Annotated in this window: 14 protein-coding genes; 3 read left to right on the forward strand and 11 right to left on the reverse strand. The window is 66.7% G+C overall.

Annotated elements, in window-relative coordinates; translation table 11 throughout:
• Positions 1-2: 2 nt before the first annotated feature.
• Positions 3-338, forward strand: a complete 336-nt coding sequence (locus CVN68_RS16235; protein ID WP_233503729.1) for a DUF2141 domain-containing protein — start codon at positions 3-5, stop codon at positions 336-338.
• Positions 339-373: 35 nt separating this feature from the next.
• On the opposite strand, the gene CVN68_RS16240 is transcribed toward CVN68_RS16235, so the two are convergent.
• From CVN68_RS16240 to CVN68_RS16265, 6 genes are all read right to left on the reverse strand, one after another.
• Entirely contained in the window at positions 374-871 is a 498-nt protein-coding gene (locus tag CVN68_RS16240) for an EF-hand domain-containing protein (protein ID WP_100283124.1), read from the reverse strand.
• A gap of 10 nt (positions 872-881) precedes the next feature.
• Positions 882-1,907 (reverse strand): tRNA preQ1(34) S-adenosylmethionine ribosyltransferase-isomerase QueA, encoded by a 1,026-nt coding sequence (gene queA / locus CVN68_RS16245; RefSeq protein ID WP_100283125.1) that lies wholly within the window; start codon positions 1,905-1,907, stop codon positions 882-884.
• Positions 1,908-1,925: 18 nt separating this feature from the next.
• A complete protein-coding gene (locus CVN68_RS16250) occupies positions 1,926-2,621 on the reverse strand; it encodes a peptidylprolyl isomerase (protein ID WP_233503389.1) in 696 nt (231 codons plus the stop codon).
• A gap of 72 nt (positions 2,622-2,693) precedes the next feature.
• Positions 2,694-3,194 (reverse strand): pantetheine-phosphate adenylyltransferase, encoded by a 501-nt coding sequence (gene coaD / locus CVN68_RS16255; protein ID WP_199560313.1) that lies wholly within the window; start codon positions 3,192-3,194, stop codon positions 2,694-2,696.
• Between the two features lie 2 nt (positions 3,195-3,196).
• Positions 3,197-4,105: a polyprenyl synthetase family protein gene (locus tag CVN68_RS16260; RefSeq protein ID WP_100283127.1), complete on the reverse strand. Its 909-nt coding sequence runs from the start codon at positions 4,103-4,105 to the stop codon at positions 3,197-3,199.
• 4 nt (positions 4,106-4,109) lie between these two features.
• Entirely contained in the window at positions 4,110-4,355 is a 246-nt protein-coding gene (locus CVN68_RS16265; protein WP_100283128.1) for an exodeoxyribonuclease VII small subunit, read from the reverse strand.
• 87 nt (positions 4,356-4,442) lie between these two features.
• Between CVN68_RS16265 and CVN68_RS16270 the strand changes: the two genes are divergently transcribed.
• A complete protein-coding gene (locus CVN68_RS16270; RefSeq protein WP_100283129.1) occupies positions 4,443-5,822 on the forward strand; it encodes an NAD-dependent succinate-semialdehyde dehydrogenase in 1,380 nt (459 codons plus the stop codon).
• Between the two features lie 28 nt (positions 5,823-5,850).
• Here the strand turns inward: CVN68_RS16270 and CVN68_RS16275 are convergent, their stop codons facing one another.
• Genes CVN68_RS16275 through CVN68_RS16285 form a run of 3 tightly spaced genes read right to left on the reverse strand, consistent with a single transcriptional unit; the run spans position 5,851 to position 9,501 of the window.
• Positions 5,851-7,527, reverse strand: a complete 1,677-nt coding sequence (locus CVN68_RS16275; protein WP_100283130.1) for an AMP-binding protein — start codon at positions 7,525-7,527, stop codon at positions 5,851-5,853.
• A 32-nt stretch (positions 7,528-7,559) separates the two neighbouring features.
• On the reverse strand, positions 7,560-7,766 hold the full coding sequence (locus tag CVN68_RS16280; protein WP_100283131.1) for a hypothetical protein: 207 nt from the start codon (positions 7,764-7,766) through the stop codon (positions 7,560-7,562).
• A gap of 52 nt (positions 7,767-7,818) precedes the next feature.
• Complete coding sequence (locus tag CVN68_RS16285) at positions 7,819-9,501, reverse strand: sensor domain-containing diguanylate cyclase (protein WP_100283132.1); 1,683 nt, start codon at positions 9,499-9,501, stop codon at positions 7,819-7,821.
• Positions 9,502-9,609: 108 nt separating this feature from the next.
• Here CVN68_RS16285 and CVN68_RS16290 point away from each other — a divergent pair, with 108 nt between their 5' ends.
• A complete protein-coding gene (locus CVN68_RS16290; protein WP_100283133.1) occupies positions 9,610-10,809 on the forward strand; it encodes a DUF418 domain-containing protein in 1,200 nt (399 codons plus the stop codon).
• On the opposite strand, the gene CVN68_RS16295 is transcribed toward CVN68_RS16290, so the two are convergent.
• The gene (locus CVN68_RS16295; protein ID WP_100283134.1) at positions 10,799-11,866 is read right to left on the reverse strand and encodes a PepSY-associated TM helix domain-containing protein; all 1,068 of its coding nucleotides are present in this window, start codon (positions 11,864-11,866) and stop codon (positions 10,799-10,801) included. The genes CVN68_RS16290 and CVN68_RS16295 overlap by 11 nt on opposite strands.
• Positions 11,867-11,869: 3 nt before the next feature.
• Complete coding sequence (locus CVN68_RS16300) at positions 11,870-14,017, reverse strand: TonB-dependent receptor (protein WP_100283135.1); 2,148 nt, start codon at positions 14,015-14,017, stop codon at positions 11,870-11,872.
• Positions 14,018-14,026: the final 9 nt, after the last annotated feature.

Here is a 14,026-nt window from a genome sequence, read left to right on the forward strand (position 1 = left end):
GTCTGCGCTCGGGCAAGGGACTGATCCAGCTGTGCCTCACCGCCGATGTCGGCGCCTTCCCCGATTGCAAGAGCGGCGGCGGGATCAAGCGCACCTTGTCCGCCGCTGCGCCGCGCATCCGCTTCGAAGGTCTGGCGCCCGGTGACTATGCCGTCGCAGTGATTCACGATGCCAATGCCAATTCCAGGCTCGATACCATGCTGGGCATCCCGCGCGAGGGCTTCGGCTTCTCGCGCAATCCCGCGATCCGCTTCGGCCCGCCGCGCTTCGATGCGGCACGGTTTGCGGTCGCCCCGAACGGCGGGATCCAGCAAATCCGGATGCGCTATCTGCTCTGATCAAGCACCGCGCGCCTGACACAGGCGAGGCGCGGTTACCGGGCAGGCTTGCCCATGGGCCGCCCGCGCCGGTCGCGATCGAACATCTGGGGGCGCAGGGTCAGCAATTCGCTGCGCGCGAGCGATCCATCCTTGTTCGAGTCGAACCGCGCGAAGAGCAAGGCGAAACGCGCGGCGAGTTCGTCCCAGGTGATGCGGTTGTCGCCGTCGCGATCGGTCTCGAACGGGCTGGGCAGGGTGTTGCGATCGCCGAGCCAGCGCTCGGACCAGTCGGAAAAGCCAATATAGCCGAGCGATCCGGCACTGCGCGTGTCGATGCTGTCGAAGCTCTGGCGGAGGCCTGCGTCGAATTCGGCGCGGCTGACCCTCGCGTCGCCGTCGCGATCGAACGCCGCGATCATCATCGCGACCGGCTCGGCCATCACCGTGGCGGCCGGCTGGCTCTGCGGGACCGATACGATCGGCGGGGCCGGCACCTGCTGGGCGAGGGCGGGAGTCGCGGCGAAGGTGGCGAGCAACAGGAACAGGCGCATCGACGTCCTCTCAGGGCAGCAAAAGGCTGGCGTCGCCATAGCTATAGAAGCGGTAGTCTGTGGCAATGGCGTGCGCATAGGCCGCCTGCATCCGATCGAGCCCCATCAGCGCCGATACCAGCATGAACAGGGTCGAGCGCGGCAAGTGAAAATTGGTGACCAGCCCGTCGATTCCGCGGAAGCGATAGCCGGGAGTGATGAAGATCGCGGTGTCGCCTTCGAACGCCTGGATGCGGCCGTCATCGCGGGCGGCGCTCTCGATCAGGCGCAGGCTTGTGGTGCCGACTGCGATCACCCGGCCGCCCGCGGCGCGGACCGCATTGAGCCGATCAGCAGTCTCTGCGTCGATCCGGCCCCATTCGGCGTGCATCCTGTGCGCGTCGGTGTCCTCGGCCTTGACCGGCAGGAAGGTGCCCGCGCCGACATGGAGCGTAAGCGTGGCGTGGCCGATGCCGGCGGCGTCGAGGGCGGCAAGCAGTTCGGGCGTGAAGTGGAGCGCGGCCGTGGGCGCGGCGACGGCGCCCGGCTGGCTGGCGAACATGGTTTGATAGTCGTCGGCATCGCGCGCGTCGGTGGGGCGCTTCGAGGCGATATAGGGCGGCAACGGCATGCGGCCGCAGCGTTCGAGGAGCAATTCGACCGGCTCGGTCCCGGCGAAGTCGAGTGCGAAGCTGCCGTCCTCGGCGCGGTCCGAGGCGATCGCCGTGACGCCGTGGCCGAAATCCACGCTGTCGCCTTGGCGCAGGCGTTTGGCGTTGCGGATGAAGGCGCGCCAGCGGCGCGGCCCTTCGCGCTTGTGGAGCGTCGCGCCGATACGCGCCTCGCCGCGCAGCCCGTCGAGCTGCGCCGGGATGACGCGGGTGTCGTTGAATATGAGCAGGTCGCCCTTGCGCAGATACGACGGCAAATCGCGCACGCACGCGTCGCGCGTTTCGGCGCCGTCGAGCACCAGCAGCCGGGCGGAATCACGCGGGCTCGCCGGGCGGAGTGCGATCCGCTCGGGCGGCAGTTCGAAATCGAATAGGTCGACGTTCACTTAAATATTACTTGGCACTTACTGGGGCAGCGTGACCTTGGTCTCGCCCTCCGGCAGCGCCGGGGCGGCGACCGGTGCCGCCTGATAGGCCGGCGGCTTGTCCGCCGCGATATAGGCATGAACGATCCGGGTCGGGTTCGCCGGGGGCTCGCCGCGCTCGATCTTGTCCACCCATTGCATACCTTCGGCCACACGCCCGAACACGGTATAGTCATGATCGAAACCGAGCCGCGGACCGAACATGATGAAGAACTGGCTGTTGGCGCTGTTAGGATCTTTGGTCCGTGCGGCCGAGACGGCGCCGCGGACATGGGGGAGATTATTGAACTCGGCGACGACGTCGGGAAGGTCGGATTCGCCGGTGCCCGTGCCGGTCGGATCGCCGCCCTGCGCCATGTTCTCGGGGCCGTCGATCACGCGGTGGAAGACCGTGCCGTCGTAGAATTTGCGGCGGGTGAGCGTCTTGATCTGCTCGACCATCTTGGGTGCGACATCGGGGCGCAGGCGGATGGTGACCCGGCCGCCGGTGGAGAGATCGAGCACCCAGGTATTTTCGGGGTCGGCGGCAACCGCAGTGGCGACGGCGGCCTTGGGATCGGCGGCGACGCCCTTGAACGTCTCGATCTCTGGCTTGGCGGGCGGACCCTTTTGCGCGGTGGCGGGCAAGGCAAACAGCATGGCGGCAGCAGCGGCCAGGGCGGCAACGAAACGCATCAATATCCCCACTCGGATTTTCTTGTCGGCGAAGGGTCTAGAGCAAAGGTGTGGCCGCGGAAAGGCAGCCATTCAGCTGCCCTTGCGGCCGATCTCGGACACGCGGCGGGCGACGTCGACCTCGACCGCAGGGCTCACGAACTTGCGAATCGCGCCGCCATAGAGCGCGATCTCCTTGACCAGCCGCGACGCGATCGGCTGAAGCGAGACGTCGGCCATCAGGAAGACCGTCTCGATGCGGTCATTGAGCTGCTGGTTCATGCCGGCCATCTGATATTCGTATTCGAAGTCGGCGACCGCGCGGAGGCCGCGGATGATCATGCTGGCGCCGGCGCGCTCGGCGAAATCCATGAGCAGCGAATCGAAGCTGACCACTTCGATGTCGCCTTCGATCCCGACAGTTTCGCGCAGCACCATCGCCATGCGCTCGTCGATGCTGAACATCGGCGACTTGGACGGATTGGTGGTCACTCCGATCACCAGCCGATCGACCAGCTTCGCGCCGCGACGGATGATGTCCATATGCCCGCGGGTAATCGGGTCGAAGGTGCCGGGATAGACGCCGGTGCGGATGGTCATCGGTCCCTCTCGAGCGTGTATCGGGCGATATCGCGAAGCAGGTCGGCTTCGGCGCCATAGGGTTTGAGGTGGGTGATCGCCTGATCGACGAGCAGCCGCGCCTGTTCGCGGGCACGGTCGAGGCCGAGCAGGCTGAGGAAGGTCTCCTTGCCCGCCGCCTCGTCCTTGCGCAGCTTCTTGCCGGCAAGCGCCTCATCCCCCTCGGCATCGAGGATGTCGTCGGCGATCTGGAAAGCGAGGCCGACATCGCGGGCATAGCCGCGCAGGCCGGTGCGGCCCTCGGGCGGTACGCGGCCGAGGATCGCGCCCGATTCGACCGCGCAACTGATCAGCGCGCCGGTCTTCATTGCCTGCAGCCGCGTGACGGTGGGCAAGTCGAAGCTGGCTTTCTCGGCCTCGAGGTCCATCATCTGTCCGCCGGCCATGCCCGAGGGCCCCGAGGCATGGGCGAGCGCGCCGACCAGTTCGACTCGCACGAACGGATCGGGATGGGTGGCATCGTCGGCGAGGATCTCGAAGGCGAGCGCGTGGAGGCAGTCGCCGGCGAGGATCGCTGTGGCCTCGTCGAAGGCCTTGTGCACGGTGGGCTTGCCGCGGCGCATGTCGTCATCGTCCATTGCCGGCAGATCGTCATGGATCAGCGAATAGACATGGATGCATTCGAGCGCAGTGGCGACGCGCGCGATGGCATTGCGATTGACCCCGAACAGGCCTGCGGTGCCGAACACGAGCAAAGGCCGCAGCCTTTTGCCGCCGCCGATCGCGGCGTGGCGCATCGCGCGGTAGAGCCCCTGGCGCGGATCGTCGGGGATCGCGAGCAGCAGATCGAACTGGCGGTCGATCTCGGTGGAGACCTGGCGGAGGGCCGCCTGGAGCGCGAGAGACGCATCGGCCACGCTCGCCACCCGGTCAGCCGGCGGCGAAGGGGGCAGTGCCCACGGCACGGCCCTGCGCGTCGGTGCGAATCGCCTCGATGCGCGCCTGCGCGGCGTCGAGCCGCGCGGCGCACTGGCGGCGAAGCTGATCGCCGCGCTCGTACAGGTCGATCGCCTCCTGGAGCTGGGCGTCGCCGCTCTCGAGCCGGGTCACGATCCGTTCGAGTTCCTTGAGGGCCTCCTCGAACGAGAGCTCCGCGATTTGCGCTTCGTCTGCCATGCGCTCGCTATGCGGCAGGGCGGGCGGGGATTGCAACCGCCGAACCGCGCCACATGTTGGGGGCCGGGTTTTCGAGGAGACGGCGCCATGTTCAACAGCATCAATCCCGCGAGCGGCGAGGCCGGCGACAGCTTCGAAGAACTGGATGCCGACCGCGTGGAACTGGCCCTGAGCCGGGCGCAAACCTGTTTCCAATCGTGGCGCAATTCGCCGCTCGAGCAGCGGACGCAATTGCTCTCGGCGATCGCGGATCAGTGGGAGGCGAACAAGCGTCACCTCGCAGAGACGGCGGTCCGCGAGATGGGAAAGCCGATCACCGGGGCGATTGCCGAGGTCGAGAAGTGCATATCGGGGTTCCGGCACTATGCCGAGCATGGCCCCGGCTATCTCGAGCCGACCGAGATCAAGACCCCGACCGGACATGCTGTCGCGCGCTGGTTGCCGATGGGGCCGGTGCTCGCGGTGATGCCGTGGAATTTCCCCTATTGGCAGGTGGTGCGCTTCCTCGCCCCGACGATCATGGCGGGCAATGTGGCCTTGCTGAAGCACGCGTCGAGCGTGCAGGGCTGCGCGGCGTTGATGCAGCAATTGGCGAGCGCCGCGGGAGCGCCCGACGGGCTGTTCCAGAACCTCGCGATTAAATCCGACAAGGTCTCCGACATCATCGCCGACAAGCGCGTGGTGGCGGTGACGCTGACCGGGAGCGAAGGCGCGGGCGCCAAGGTCGCCGCGGCGGCGGGCAAGGCGCTCAAGAAAGTGGTGCTCGAGCTCGGCGGATCGGACCCGTTGATCGTGATGCCTTCGGCCGATCTCGACCTCGCGGCGAAGACTGCGGTCACCGCGCGCGTGCAGAATGCGGGGCAGAGCTGCATCTGCGCCAAGCGGATGATCGTGCATGCCGAGGTCTATGACGCGTTTCTGGAGAAATTCTCGGCAGGGATGAAGGCAGTGAAGATCGGCGACCCGATGGACGAAGCGACGGTGATGGGGCCGCTTTCCAGCGTACAGCAGCGCGACACCGTGCTGGAACAGGTCGCGCGGGCGAAGGCGGCGGGCGCGGAGCTGCTGTTCGGCGCGGAGAAGATCGAGCGTGAAGGTGCGTGGATGACGCCAGGGGTGCTGATGGGGCTCAATCCGGAGAGCGATGTCGCCAAAGAGGAGATCTTCGGACCAGTGGCGGCGGTGTACAAGGCCGACGACATCGATGCCGCAATCGCGCTGGCTAACGATGTGCCGTACGGGCTCGGATCCGCGGTGTGGACGACCGACGAGGCGGAAATCGAGCGGTTCGCGCGGGACATCGAGGCAGGGATGACTGCGGTTAATTCGCTGCTCGCCTCGACGCCGGAGGCGCCGTTCGGCGGCGTGAAGCTGTCGGGCCACGGGCGCGAGTTGGGGCCGTGGGGGATGCACGAGTTCATGAATTTGAAGGCGGTGATGTTCGGCGGGGGCAAGCCAGGGGATTAAATCCTCCCCCGCTCGGCGAGGGGAGGATTCAGGCGGAAACCTCGGCGATCAGGTCCTTGCGGCTGAGCTTGCCGATCATCGTCTTGGGCAGGCTTTCGCGGATCACCACCTGGCTGACGCGCTCGTGCTTGCCGAGCTGGGCGTTGAGCCAAAGGGAGAGTTCGGGACCCGAGATCGGATCGGCTTCCTCGTTCAGCACGACATACGCGTGGGGCAGCTCGCCGTGATAGGCGTCGGGCAGGCCGATCACGAGCGCTTCCTTGATCGCCGGGTGGCGATACAGCACCGCCTCGATCTGGCTGGGGAAAACCTTGAAGCCGCCGACTGCGATCATGTCCTTCAGCCGGTCGACGATGCGGATATAGCCATCCTCGTCGATGGTGCCGACATCGCCGGTGCGCAGCCAATGATCATCGACGAACACCTCGGCGTCGGCGTCGGGGCGGTTCCAATAGCCTTTCATGATCTGTGGGCCCGAAACGACGATCTCGCCGGGCTCGCCCGGGGGCGGCGGTCGGGTGGGATCTTCCTTGTCGACGAGCCGGACGCGGGTGGCGGCGAGCGGCTGGCCGATCGTGCCAGGCTTGTTGAGCCCCTCATAGGGATTGGTCGAGACCACGCCCGAGCTTTCGGACAGGCCATAGCCCTCGATCACGCGCGCGCCGGTGACACGCTCCCATTCCTCCTTGAGCTGGGCGGAGAGCGGCGCGCCGCCCGAGATGCAGTAGCGCAGCGAGCTGAAGTCGGCAGCCTTCATGCCGGGCGCGTCGAGCAGCGCCTGGTACATGGTCGGGACGCCGGGGAGCGAGCGCGGCCGGGTGCGGCGGAGTTCGGCGAGCGCCTGCTTGGCGTTGAAGCGCGGCAGCATGACGATCTCGCCGCCGGTCAGCACGGTGCGGTTGAGCACGCAGGTGTTGGCGAAGACGTGGAAGAAGGGGAGGACGCCGAGGATCGAATCCCGGGTCTTGCCGAAATCGGGATCGAGCTGGGCGACCTGCCGGGCATTGGCCGAAAGATTCTGATGGGTCAGCACCGCGCCCTTGGGCGTACCGGTGGTGCCGCCGGTATATTGGATCAGCGCGACGTCGCGTTCGGGATCGAGCGCCACAGGCTCACAGCCGCCCTCGTTCGCGATCAGCTGCGAGAAAGCGAGAATGCGCGGATCATCGGGGCGCTCGGCGACTTCCTTTGCCTTGAACCAGCGATAGAAGAGCGACTTGGCCGGGGGCAATGCCCCCGCCACCGAGCCGACGACGAGACGCTCGAGTGCGCTCTGCTCGAGCACTTTCAGCGCAGTGGGCAGCAGCGCCGAAGCGGAAAGCGTGAAGAGCAGCTTCGTGCCCGAATCCGCGACCTGCGCCGCCAGCTCCTCGACCGAGTAAAGCGGTGAGAAATTGACGACTGTCGCACCAAGCTTGAGGATGCCGTAATAGGCCGCGACATAATGCGGGACATTGGGCAGAAAGAGCCCGATCCGGTCGCCGGGGCCGTAGCCGAGCGCTCTCAGTCCGCAGGCGACGCGGTGAACGCCATTGCGGGTCTCGCCATAGCTGTATTTGCGGCCCATGAAATCGAGCAAGGGCGCCTGCGGATGCGCGGCGGCGCTCGCTTCGAAAAGGTCGACCATCGTGGCGGGGGGGAAACGCGTATCCCATTGGCCGGGATGATGAAACGCAGTGCGCCAGACGTGCTCGGGGTCGGTCATTTACACGGGTGTAAGCAGGCTGCGGCGATCGTTCAATAGCCGAGCCGCTTGCTCCAGGTTACGAGGACCGAGACCGAAGCGAGGCCGATATCGACGATCGCCTGCGCCTTTTGCGGGGCGAGATCGCCGGGGCGATGCGCGAGGATGCGGATGTCGGCGCGATGATCGGGCGAGGCCAGGATCAAGAATGCGAGCACCGCCGCGACGGCGATCAGAAAAGTCCGGCTACGCTTGAACATCGCATTCCTCCCGGACCGGGCATAGGCCCGCCGCGCGCGGGCGGCAAGCGAATCAGGCGGCTTCGCGCAGGGCGTGGCGGACGCGGTCGCGCCCCGCCGACTTGGCGTCGAACAATGCGGAATCGGCGATGCGGTACAGCGCTTTCCATTCGATTTCGCTGTTCAGCGTGCCGCGGCACGTGCCGATGCTGGCGGTGACCTGAATGTCGAACGGCATGCGCATCTGGCGGAGCCGGGCGAGCACGGCTTCGGGCTCGACCGGCGCGTCCACAGGCGTGAGGATGGCGAACTCCTCGCCGCCGATGCGTGCGACGAGGGTGCCCTGCGGCACCGAAGTGCGCAGCATCCGCGCGAATACGCGGAGCACTTCGTCGCCGCCGTCATGGCCGAGGGTTTCGTTGACTCGCTTGAAATGATCGAGATCGATGATCAGCAGCAATTGCTCGCCGCTGCGGCCGATCGCCTGATTCAGGAAGGCGCGGCGATTGAGCAGGCCGGTGAGCGGATCGGTGTCCGCCAGTCGGCGCATCATCACTTCGCGCTCGATCGCATCGTCGCGTTCGCTGCGCAGCAGCTTGATGCGATATGCCACGGCGAGCGAGGAGACGACCGCCTCTATCATCATCGCGAGAATCGTCGAATTGTCGATCCAGAATCCCCATCGGATCAAATGGAGATTGGCGAGCGCGCGGAGCGCGGCGGTGAGGATAGGCGCGCCCCAGGCGAAGGCGAACAGCCAGAGATAGTTGCTGCGCAACCGCCATGCGCGCCACAGCAAAGGAAAGACCGCAGCGGACAATGCGATGAACGAGCAGGTGAACGCGGTGTCGGTCAGCCCGATGGCGAAGGGGGCAGTGAGGAAGTAGAACAGGCCGACCCCGCTCGTCGCAAATCCCACCATGGTGGCGTAGCGGCCGAGCCAACCGGCGAAGATGCGCTCCTCGAAGAAGCTGCGCGCGAAGACGAGCGCCGCGGTGCCGGTGGCGCCGAGCAGCAGGAAGTTGGTCCGCAGCCGGGTGTTGTTGGCGATCTCCGGCCATGCCCAGGCGAGCGCGCCGGAAGTCGAGAAGGTATAGGCCAGCAGCAGCGCGACCATCAGGCAGTAATAGAGCTGAAAGCGGTGGCGAAGCGCGCCCCACAAAGCGAGATTGTAGATGATCAGCGCGAGCGCGAGCCCCGCGAAGCCGGCGTAGAGCGCCGCCATGGTCAAATTCGCGTGCGCGCTTTCGGCGGCTGTGGACAGGCGCGCGCCGAGCAGGATGCCGCGCAGATTGGCGGCGCCCTCGACATGCCAGAGCAAGCGGACGATTTTGGACTGCCGCGCCGGGAGCGGGTGTTCGGCGATCGCGCCAAGCTGGAGCAGCGGGGTTATGCCGCGGGCATCGGTGGTCTGCGCATCGATGCTGCCGTCGGCATAGAGGATCTGGAGGGTGAGCGACTGTTGCCACAGGCTCGCTACCCGAACGTTGAGCGGCAGATGGGGATGCGAAGGGCGATCGATCTCTTGCGAGATCACCCAGTAATCCCCTGGGCCGAAGCGATATTGTTCGGTGTCGCAGTCGAAACGGCGGGGCTGGTGGATCAGCGCGGCAGGATCCATGCCGCCGATGTCGCGCAATATGCAGACTTCAAGCGGCTCGCCGGCGACGCCCTTCTGCGCACAGGCCGGCACGCCGCACAGCAAAGCGACGCAGCTGACAAACGCCAGCAACAGTTTGATGATCCCCCCGACCATGATTCTGTTGCTACGGCAGCATGAAGAACAACCGGTAAAGATCGACCGCAGGTTGCTGGATTTCGGTGGAAGCCGCCCCTAGCGTGCGCCGCGCAAAAGGAGTCGCGAATGCAAGAAGCAACGGCCGCGAGGCACGCTGCCCCGGACGCACGGCTGGAATCGGTGGATATCGTGCGCGGCTTCGCGCTGATGGCGCTGTTTCTCGTCCATATGATCGAGAGCTACGAACTTTATTGGGCGGATCCCAGGACCGGGCCGATCTCGGACACGGTCTATCTGCTGTTCATGGGCAAGAGCTTCTCGCTGCTCGCGCTCTGCTTCGGGTTCAGCTTCTTCATCCTGATGGACCGCGCGGCGCGGCGCGGGGTGGATTTCACCGCCCGCTTCGCGTGGCGGCTGACCATGTTGTTCGCGATCGGCTTCGTCCATGCGATGATCTATCGCGGCGACATCATCCAGTTGCTCGCATTGACGGGGTTCCTGTTGCTCGCCTTCCACCGGGTGCGCAGTAACCGGCTGCTGATCGGGATCGCCGCTTTCTGCTTCCTGAGCCCGATCATGCTGGTCCAGCTCTGGGCGGCGATGGCCGGGGCGGGCTGGGCGAACCAGCCGCCGCATCATTTTTCGGATCCGGCGATGACGGTCTATCTCCACGGCAGTCTCGCCGAGCATATCCGCGCCAACCTCTGGGCCGGGCAGCTGCCGAAATGGTGGTTCATGGTCGAATCCGGGCGGATGGCCCAGATCCTCGGGCTGTATCTGGTCGGGATGGTGTTCGGGCGGATCGGCTTCTTCGCGCGGCTTGGCGACTTCGCACGGGCGCGGTGGATCGCGCTGGGGCTTGCGGCGGCGCTGACGCTGGCGCTCTATTTCCTGCGCGACGGGGTCAAGGCGTGGTTCGCCGCGCAGCATCACGGCGAGGCGGCGGACCGCCTGCTATCGTATCTGCTCGGCACCTGGTTCGAGCTGGCGGGGACGGCGGTATGGGCGCTGCTGCTGCTCGCCTTGTACGAGAGCCCGGTACGCGCGCTCCTCCGCCCGCTGGCGGCCGTCGGGCGGACGACGCTGACTTTGTACATCCTGCAGTCGCTGGTGTTCGTGCCGGTCTTTTACGGGTTTGGGCTGGGACTGCACGACGACTGGAACCAGCTGGTGCGGCTGTGGGTGGGACTCGGCGCGATTGCGGCGCAGCTGGTGCTGGCGCATTGGTGGCTGCGGCGCTTCCGCTACGGCCCGGTCGAATGGGTATGGCGCGCGCTCACTTTCTGGCGGCGCGACATTCCATTCCGCGGGCCGGCTATCGGCTGAGCCGGCGCCCCGGGCGCGGGCGGCGGAACCAGAAGCTCCACACCGCGAAGCTGCCGAGCATCGCCAGGCCGAGGCCCGAGAGCGTCATCACCAGCCGGTAGCCAAGGCCGCCGACTTTGGCGGCGTGGAGGGGGTAGATGGTGTTGTAGGCCTTGACGACCTGCGGGAGTTTCGAGTCGTCGCGATGCGCGAGCAAGGCGCCGGTGTCGGCGGCGAACCACAAGGTGGTGCGGCCGTTGGGGAGCCATTCGGCGGGCTTGCGCATGCGCAGGGTGATCGTGCCGCCGGCGCCGCGGGGCAAAGCGAGGCTGCGGATCTCGGCATCGGGGTAGAGCGCCCGGGCAGCGACGATCATGCCGCGCCAGTCGAGGCGGTCGGCGAGCCTTGCGGGCGGCGCTTTGGGGGCTTTCAGCGCCTTGTCGATCGTCGCGGGCGCGGAGGGGCCGAGGATGACCGCTGTGAGCGGCCGGAACACCAAGGTCGCGCCGGTGAGTAGCGACAAAGCGAGCAGCGGCGCGATCACGATGCCGAGATCGCGATGCTGGCGGACGATTGCGGGCCGGGTCATCCGCGCGGGCCACAGGCGGAAGGCAAAAGTCTTGCGGGTGCGCCACCACAGGATCGTGCCGGAGATCACGAAGAACAGCCCGATCAGCGCGGCCACGCCGATCACCGCCTCACCGGCGTCGCCTGTGAACAGGTGGTGGTGGAAGTCGAACAGCCAGAGCTCGGGACGCTCCCATTGGCTGCTCCAGCGCAGCAGGACATTGCCCGCCTGATCGGTATAGGCACCGCCGCCGCCCGGCGTCGCCAGCCGGTCGAGCCCGAAATTGGCGCTGGCGAAGGTGACGCTCTGGGGCCGCGTCGCCGGATCCGCCATCAGCCGCTCGGCCACCGTGGCGATCGCCGCGGTCGACTGGATCTGCGCGTCGCCGGCATGCGGCAACGTCACCCAGGCGTCGCGGTGGACGAGGATCGCGCCCGACAGCCCCATCAGTGCCAGCAGCAGCCCGATCAGCCCGCCCGCCCAGCGGTGGATAAGGTCGAGCAGCTTCATGCCTTAGAATCGCAGGTCCCAGCCGAGGGTAAAGTTGCGGCCCCGGCCCGCGAAATAATGGAGGTTGTCGGTGGGGCGAACCGTGTCGGAATAGTAGTCGATGTAGAAGGTGTCGAAGAGGTTCTGGGCGCTGAGCGTCAGGCCGCCGAAGCCGGTTTGGTAGCGGATGCTGGCGTCGGTGACGTTGTAGCCGCGGAAGTCGAGGATGCGGGCGAGGCCGTCGTAACGGCGCGACAGATAAAATTGAGTCTGTACGCGCGCCGAGACCGGGCCGGCGGCATAGATGGCGGCGAGGTTGAACCGGTCGGGCGAGATATTGGCGCCGTCGAGGTCCTGATCGACCTTGCCGTCGCTGTTCGAATCGGTGCGGCCGATCAAGTGCGCATAGCCGGTAGACACGCTGAGCCCGGGAAGCGGCGTGCGGACCGCGAGGCTGAGCTCGAGGCCCTGGATCTCGACGCGCTGGCGCTGGACTTCGTACGAGCCGCCGATCAGCACGAGCAGCGAGCCCTCATCGCTGCTCGACCAGAAATAGGTGGCGCTGGCGTCCAGCGGGCCGCGCTTCACCTCGACTCCGATCTCGCGATTGTTGGACACGATCGGCGTCAGATCGAGATAATCGTCGAGATCGACGCCGTCGCGATTGATCGCGCGGGCGATGCGGCCGACATCGGGGACGGTATAGCCCTCGGCGTAGCTGGCATAAGCGCGGAGGCCGGCGAGCGGCTCGACGATCACGCCGCCGTTGAACAAGGTGTCGCTGAATTTGGGACTGCCGCCCGAGACGAAATGGCCGCCGGCATAGGAAGCCAGGGTGGTGTAATCGTCGATGGTGATCTCGACGCTCTCGTGGCGCACGCCGCCGGCGAGGCGCAATTTCTTGTCGAACAGCGCCAGATTGGCCTGCGCGAACGGCGCGAGGCTACGGAACTCGGCGGGCGGCACCCAGATCCGGTCGGTGGCGATCAGGCGCTGCTCGGTCTTGTCGAACAGCGCATCGAAGCCGACCGTGGCGGTGAGCGCCTCGAAGCCCGGGATCGCGCGCTCGTAGCTCAATTTGCCGCCGAATTTGCGCGAGCGATTCTGCGACTGATCGAACAAGGTGCCGACCGGCGCGATCCGCGCGTCCTGGAACGTGGCGATCGGCGCGATTTCGCCGCCATAGGTGTCACGCGAACGATTGTAGAAGAGCTGGCTGACCAGATTGCCGCCCCATAAAGACGAATCGGTGAGCGACAGCGCCACGCTCTCGGTACGGTTGGTCGCCGGCACGCCCGGCGGCGTGCCGCGCACCGAGCCGGTCGGCAAGTCGATCCGGTAATTGCCGGCGACCGCGACATAATCGCCGTCGCCCTTCAGCTCGAAGCGGCTGGCGGTGAGATCGAGCCGCATCGTGTCGCTGACTGCAAAACCGAGCCGGGCGAACAACGACCAGCTCTGCGAATCCTGCGTCTCGCCCTGAGTCAGATCGGTGCCGACGCGGTGGCCCGCGCCGTCGTAAAAGGCGCCGCGCTTCTCATACGCGCCGCCGATCGTCGCGTCGAAGCGGCCCGCGCGCCACGCGAGCAAACCGGCGACCTTGCCGCCCATTCCGTCGCCGTGGAAGCCGGTATCGGCATTGCCCTGCACCAGCGCGCGGCCGCTCAGCCCCTCGGCACCGGGCGGGGCGACGGTGACCTGATTGACGATGCCGCCGGTGCCGCCGATCCCCTGCAGCGCGTTCGATCCGTAGATCAATTCGACTCGATCGATGAAGAAGGGATCGATGGTGAAGCCGTCGCGGGCGCCGTCGCGCAGCGGGGTGGTCTGCGGGATGCCATTGATCGCGTAGAGCGGCGAGCGGCCGCGCAGCGTCTCGCCCGCGCCCGACAGTTTCTGGCGGGTCGGCGAGAAGCTGGGAGTGAGATTGGCGACCGCGTCGACCACCGAGCCGGCGATCGACACTTGCTGGCCGAGCGCCGCCCGATCGATCACGTCGATGGTGAGCGGCAGCGCATTGGCGGGCAGGATGGTGCGCGCGCCGGTGACGATGATCTCGCCCTGGTCTTCAGCCTGCGTCTCCGCCGGTGCTTCGGGCGCCTGTTGCGCCAGCGCCGGCGCAGCGAGCGCGAGCGAAGAGACGGCGAGAAGCGAACGGACCCGGATGCGCATGATTACCCC

This window comes from Sphingomonas psychrotolerans (assembly GCF_002796605.1).
GTDB classification, from domain to species: domain Bacteria; phylum Pseudomonadota; class Alphaproteobacteria; order Sphingomonadales; family Sphingomonadaceae; genus Sphingomonas; species Sphingomonas psychrotolerans.

Excerpts from the sequence above, each read along its gene's own strand:
- CVN68_RS16240 (WP_100283124.1), bottom strand. The coding sequence starts at position 871 with ATGCGCCTGTTCCTGTTGCTCGCCACCTTCGCCGCGACTCCCGCCCTC.
- CVN68_RS16250 (WP_233503389.1), bottom strand. The coding sequence starts at position 2,621 with ATGCGTTTCGTTGCCGCCCTGGCCGCTGCTGCCGCCATGCTGTTTGCC.
- CVN68_RS16265 (WP_100283128.1), bottom strand. The coding sequence starts at position 4,355 with ATGGCAGACGAAGCGCAAATCGCGGAGCTCTCGTTCGAGGAGGCCCTC.
- CVN68_RS16270 (WP_100283129.1), top strand. The coding sequence starts at position 4,443 with ATGTTCAACAGCATCAATCCCGCGAGCGGCGAGGCCGGCGACAGCTTC.
- CVN68_RS16275 (WP_100283130.1), bottom strand. The coding sequence starts at position 7,527 with ATGACCGACCCCGAGCACGTCTGGCGCACTGCGTTTCATCATCCCGGC.
- CVN68_RS16280 (WP_100283131.1), bottom strand. The coding sequence starts at position 7,766 with ATGTTCAAGCGTAGCCGGACTTTTCTGATCGCCGTCGCGGCGGTGCTC.
- CVN68_RS16285 (WP_100283132.1), bottom strand. The coding sequence starts at position 9,501 with ATGGTCGGGGGGATCATCAAACTGTTGCTGGCGTTTGTCAGCTGCGTC.
- CVN68_RS16290 (WP_100283133.1), top strand. The coding sequence starts at position 9,610 with ATGCAAGAAGCAACGGCCGCGAGGCACGCTGCCCCGGACGCACGGCTG.
- CVN68_RS16295 (WP_100283134.1), bottom strand. The coding sequence starts at position 11,866 with ATGAAGCTGCTCGACCTTATCCACCGCTGGGCGGGCGGGCTGATCGGG.
- CVN68_RS16300 (WP_100283135.1), bottom strand. The coding sequence starts at position 14,017 with ATGCGCATCCGGGTCCGTTCGCTTCTCGCCGTCTCTTCGCTCGCGCTC.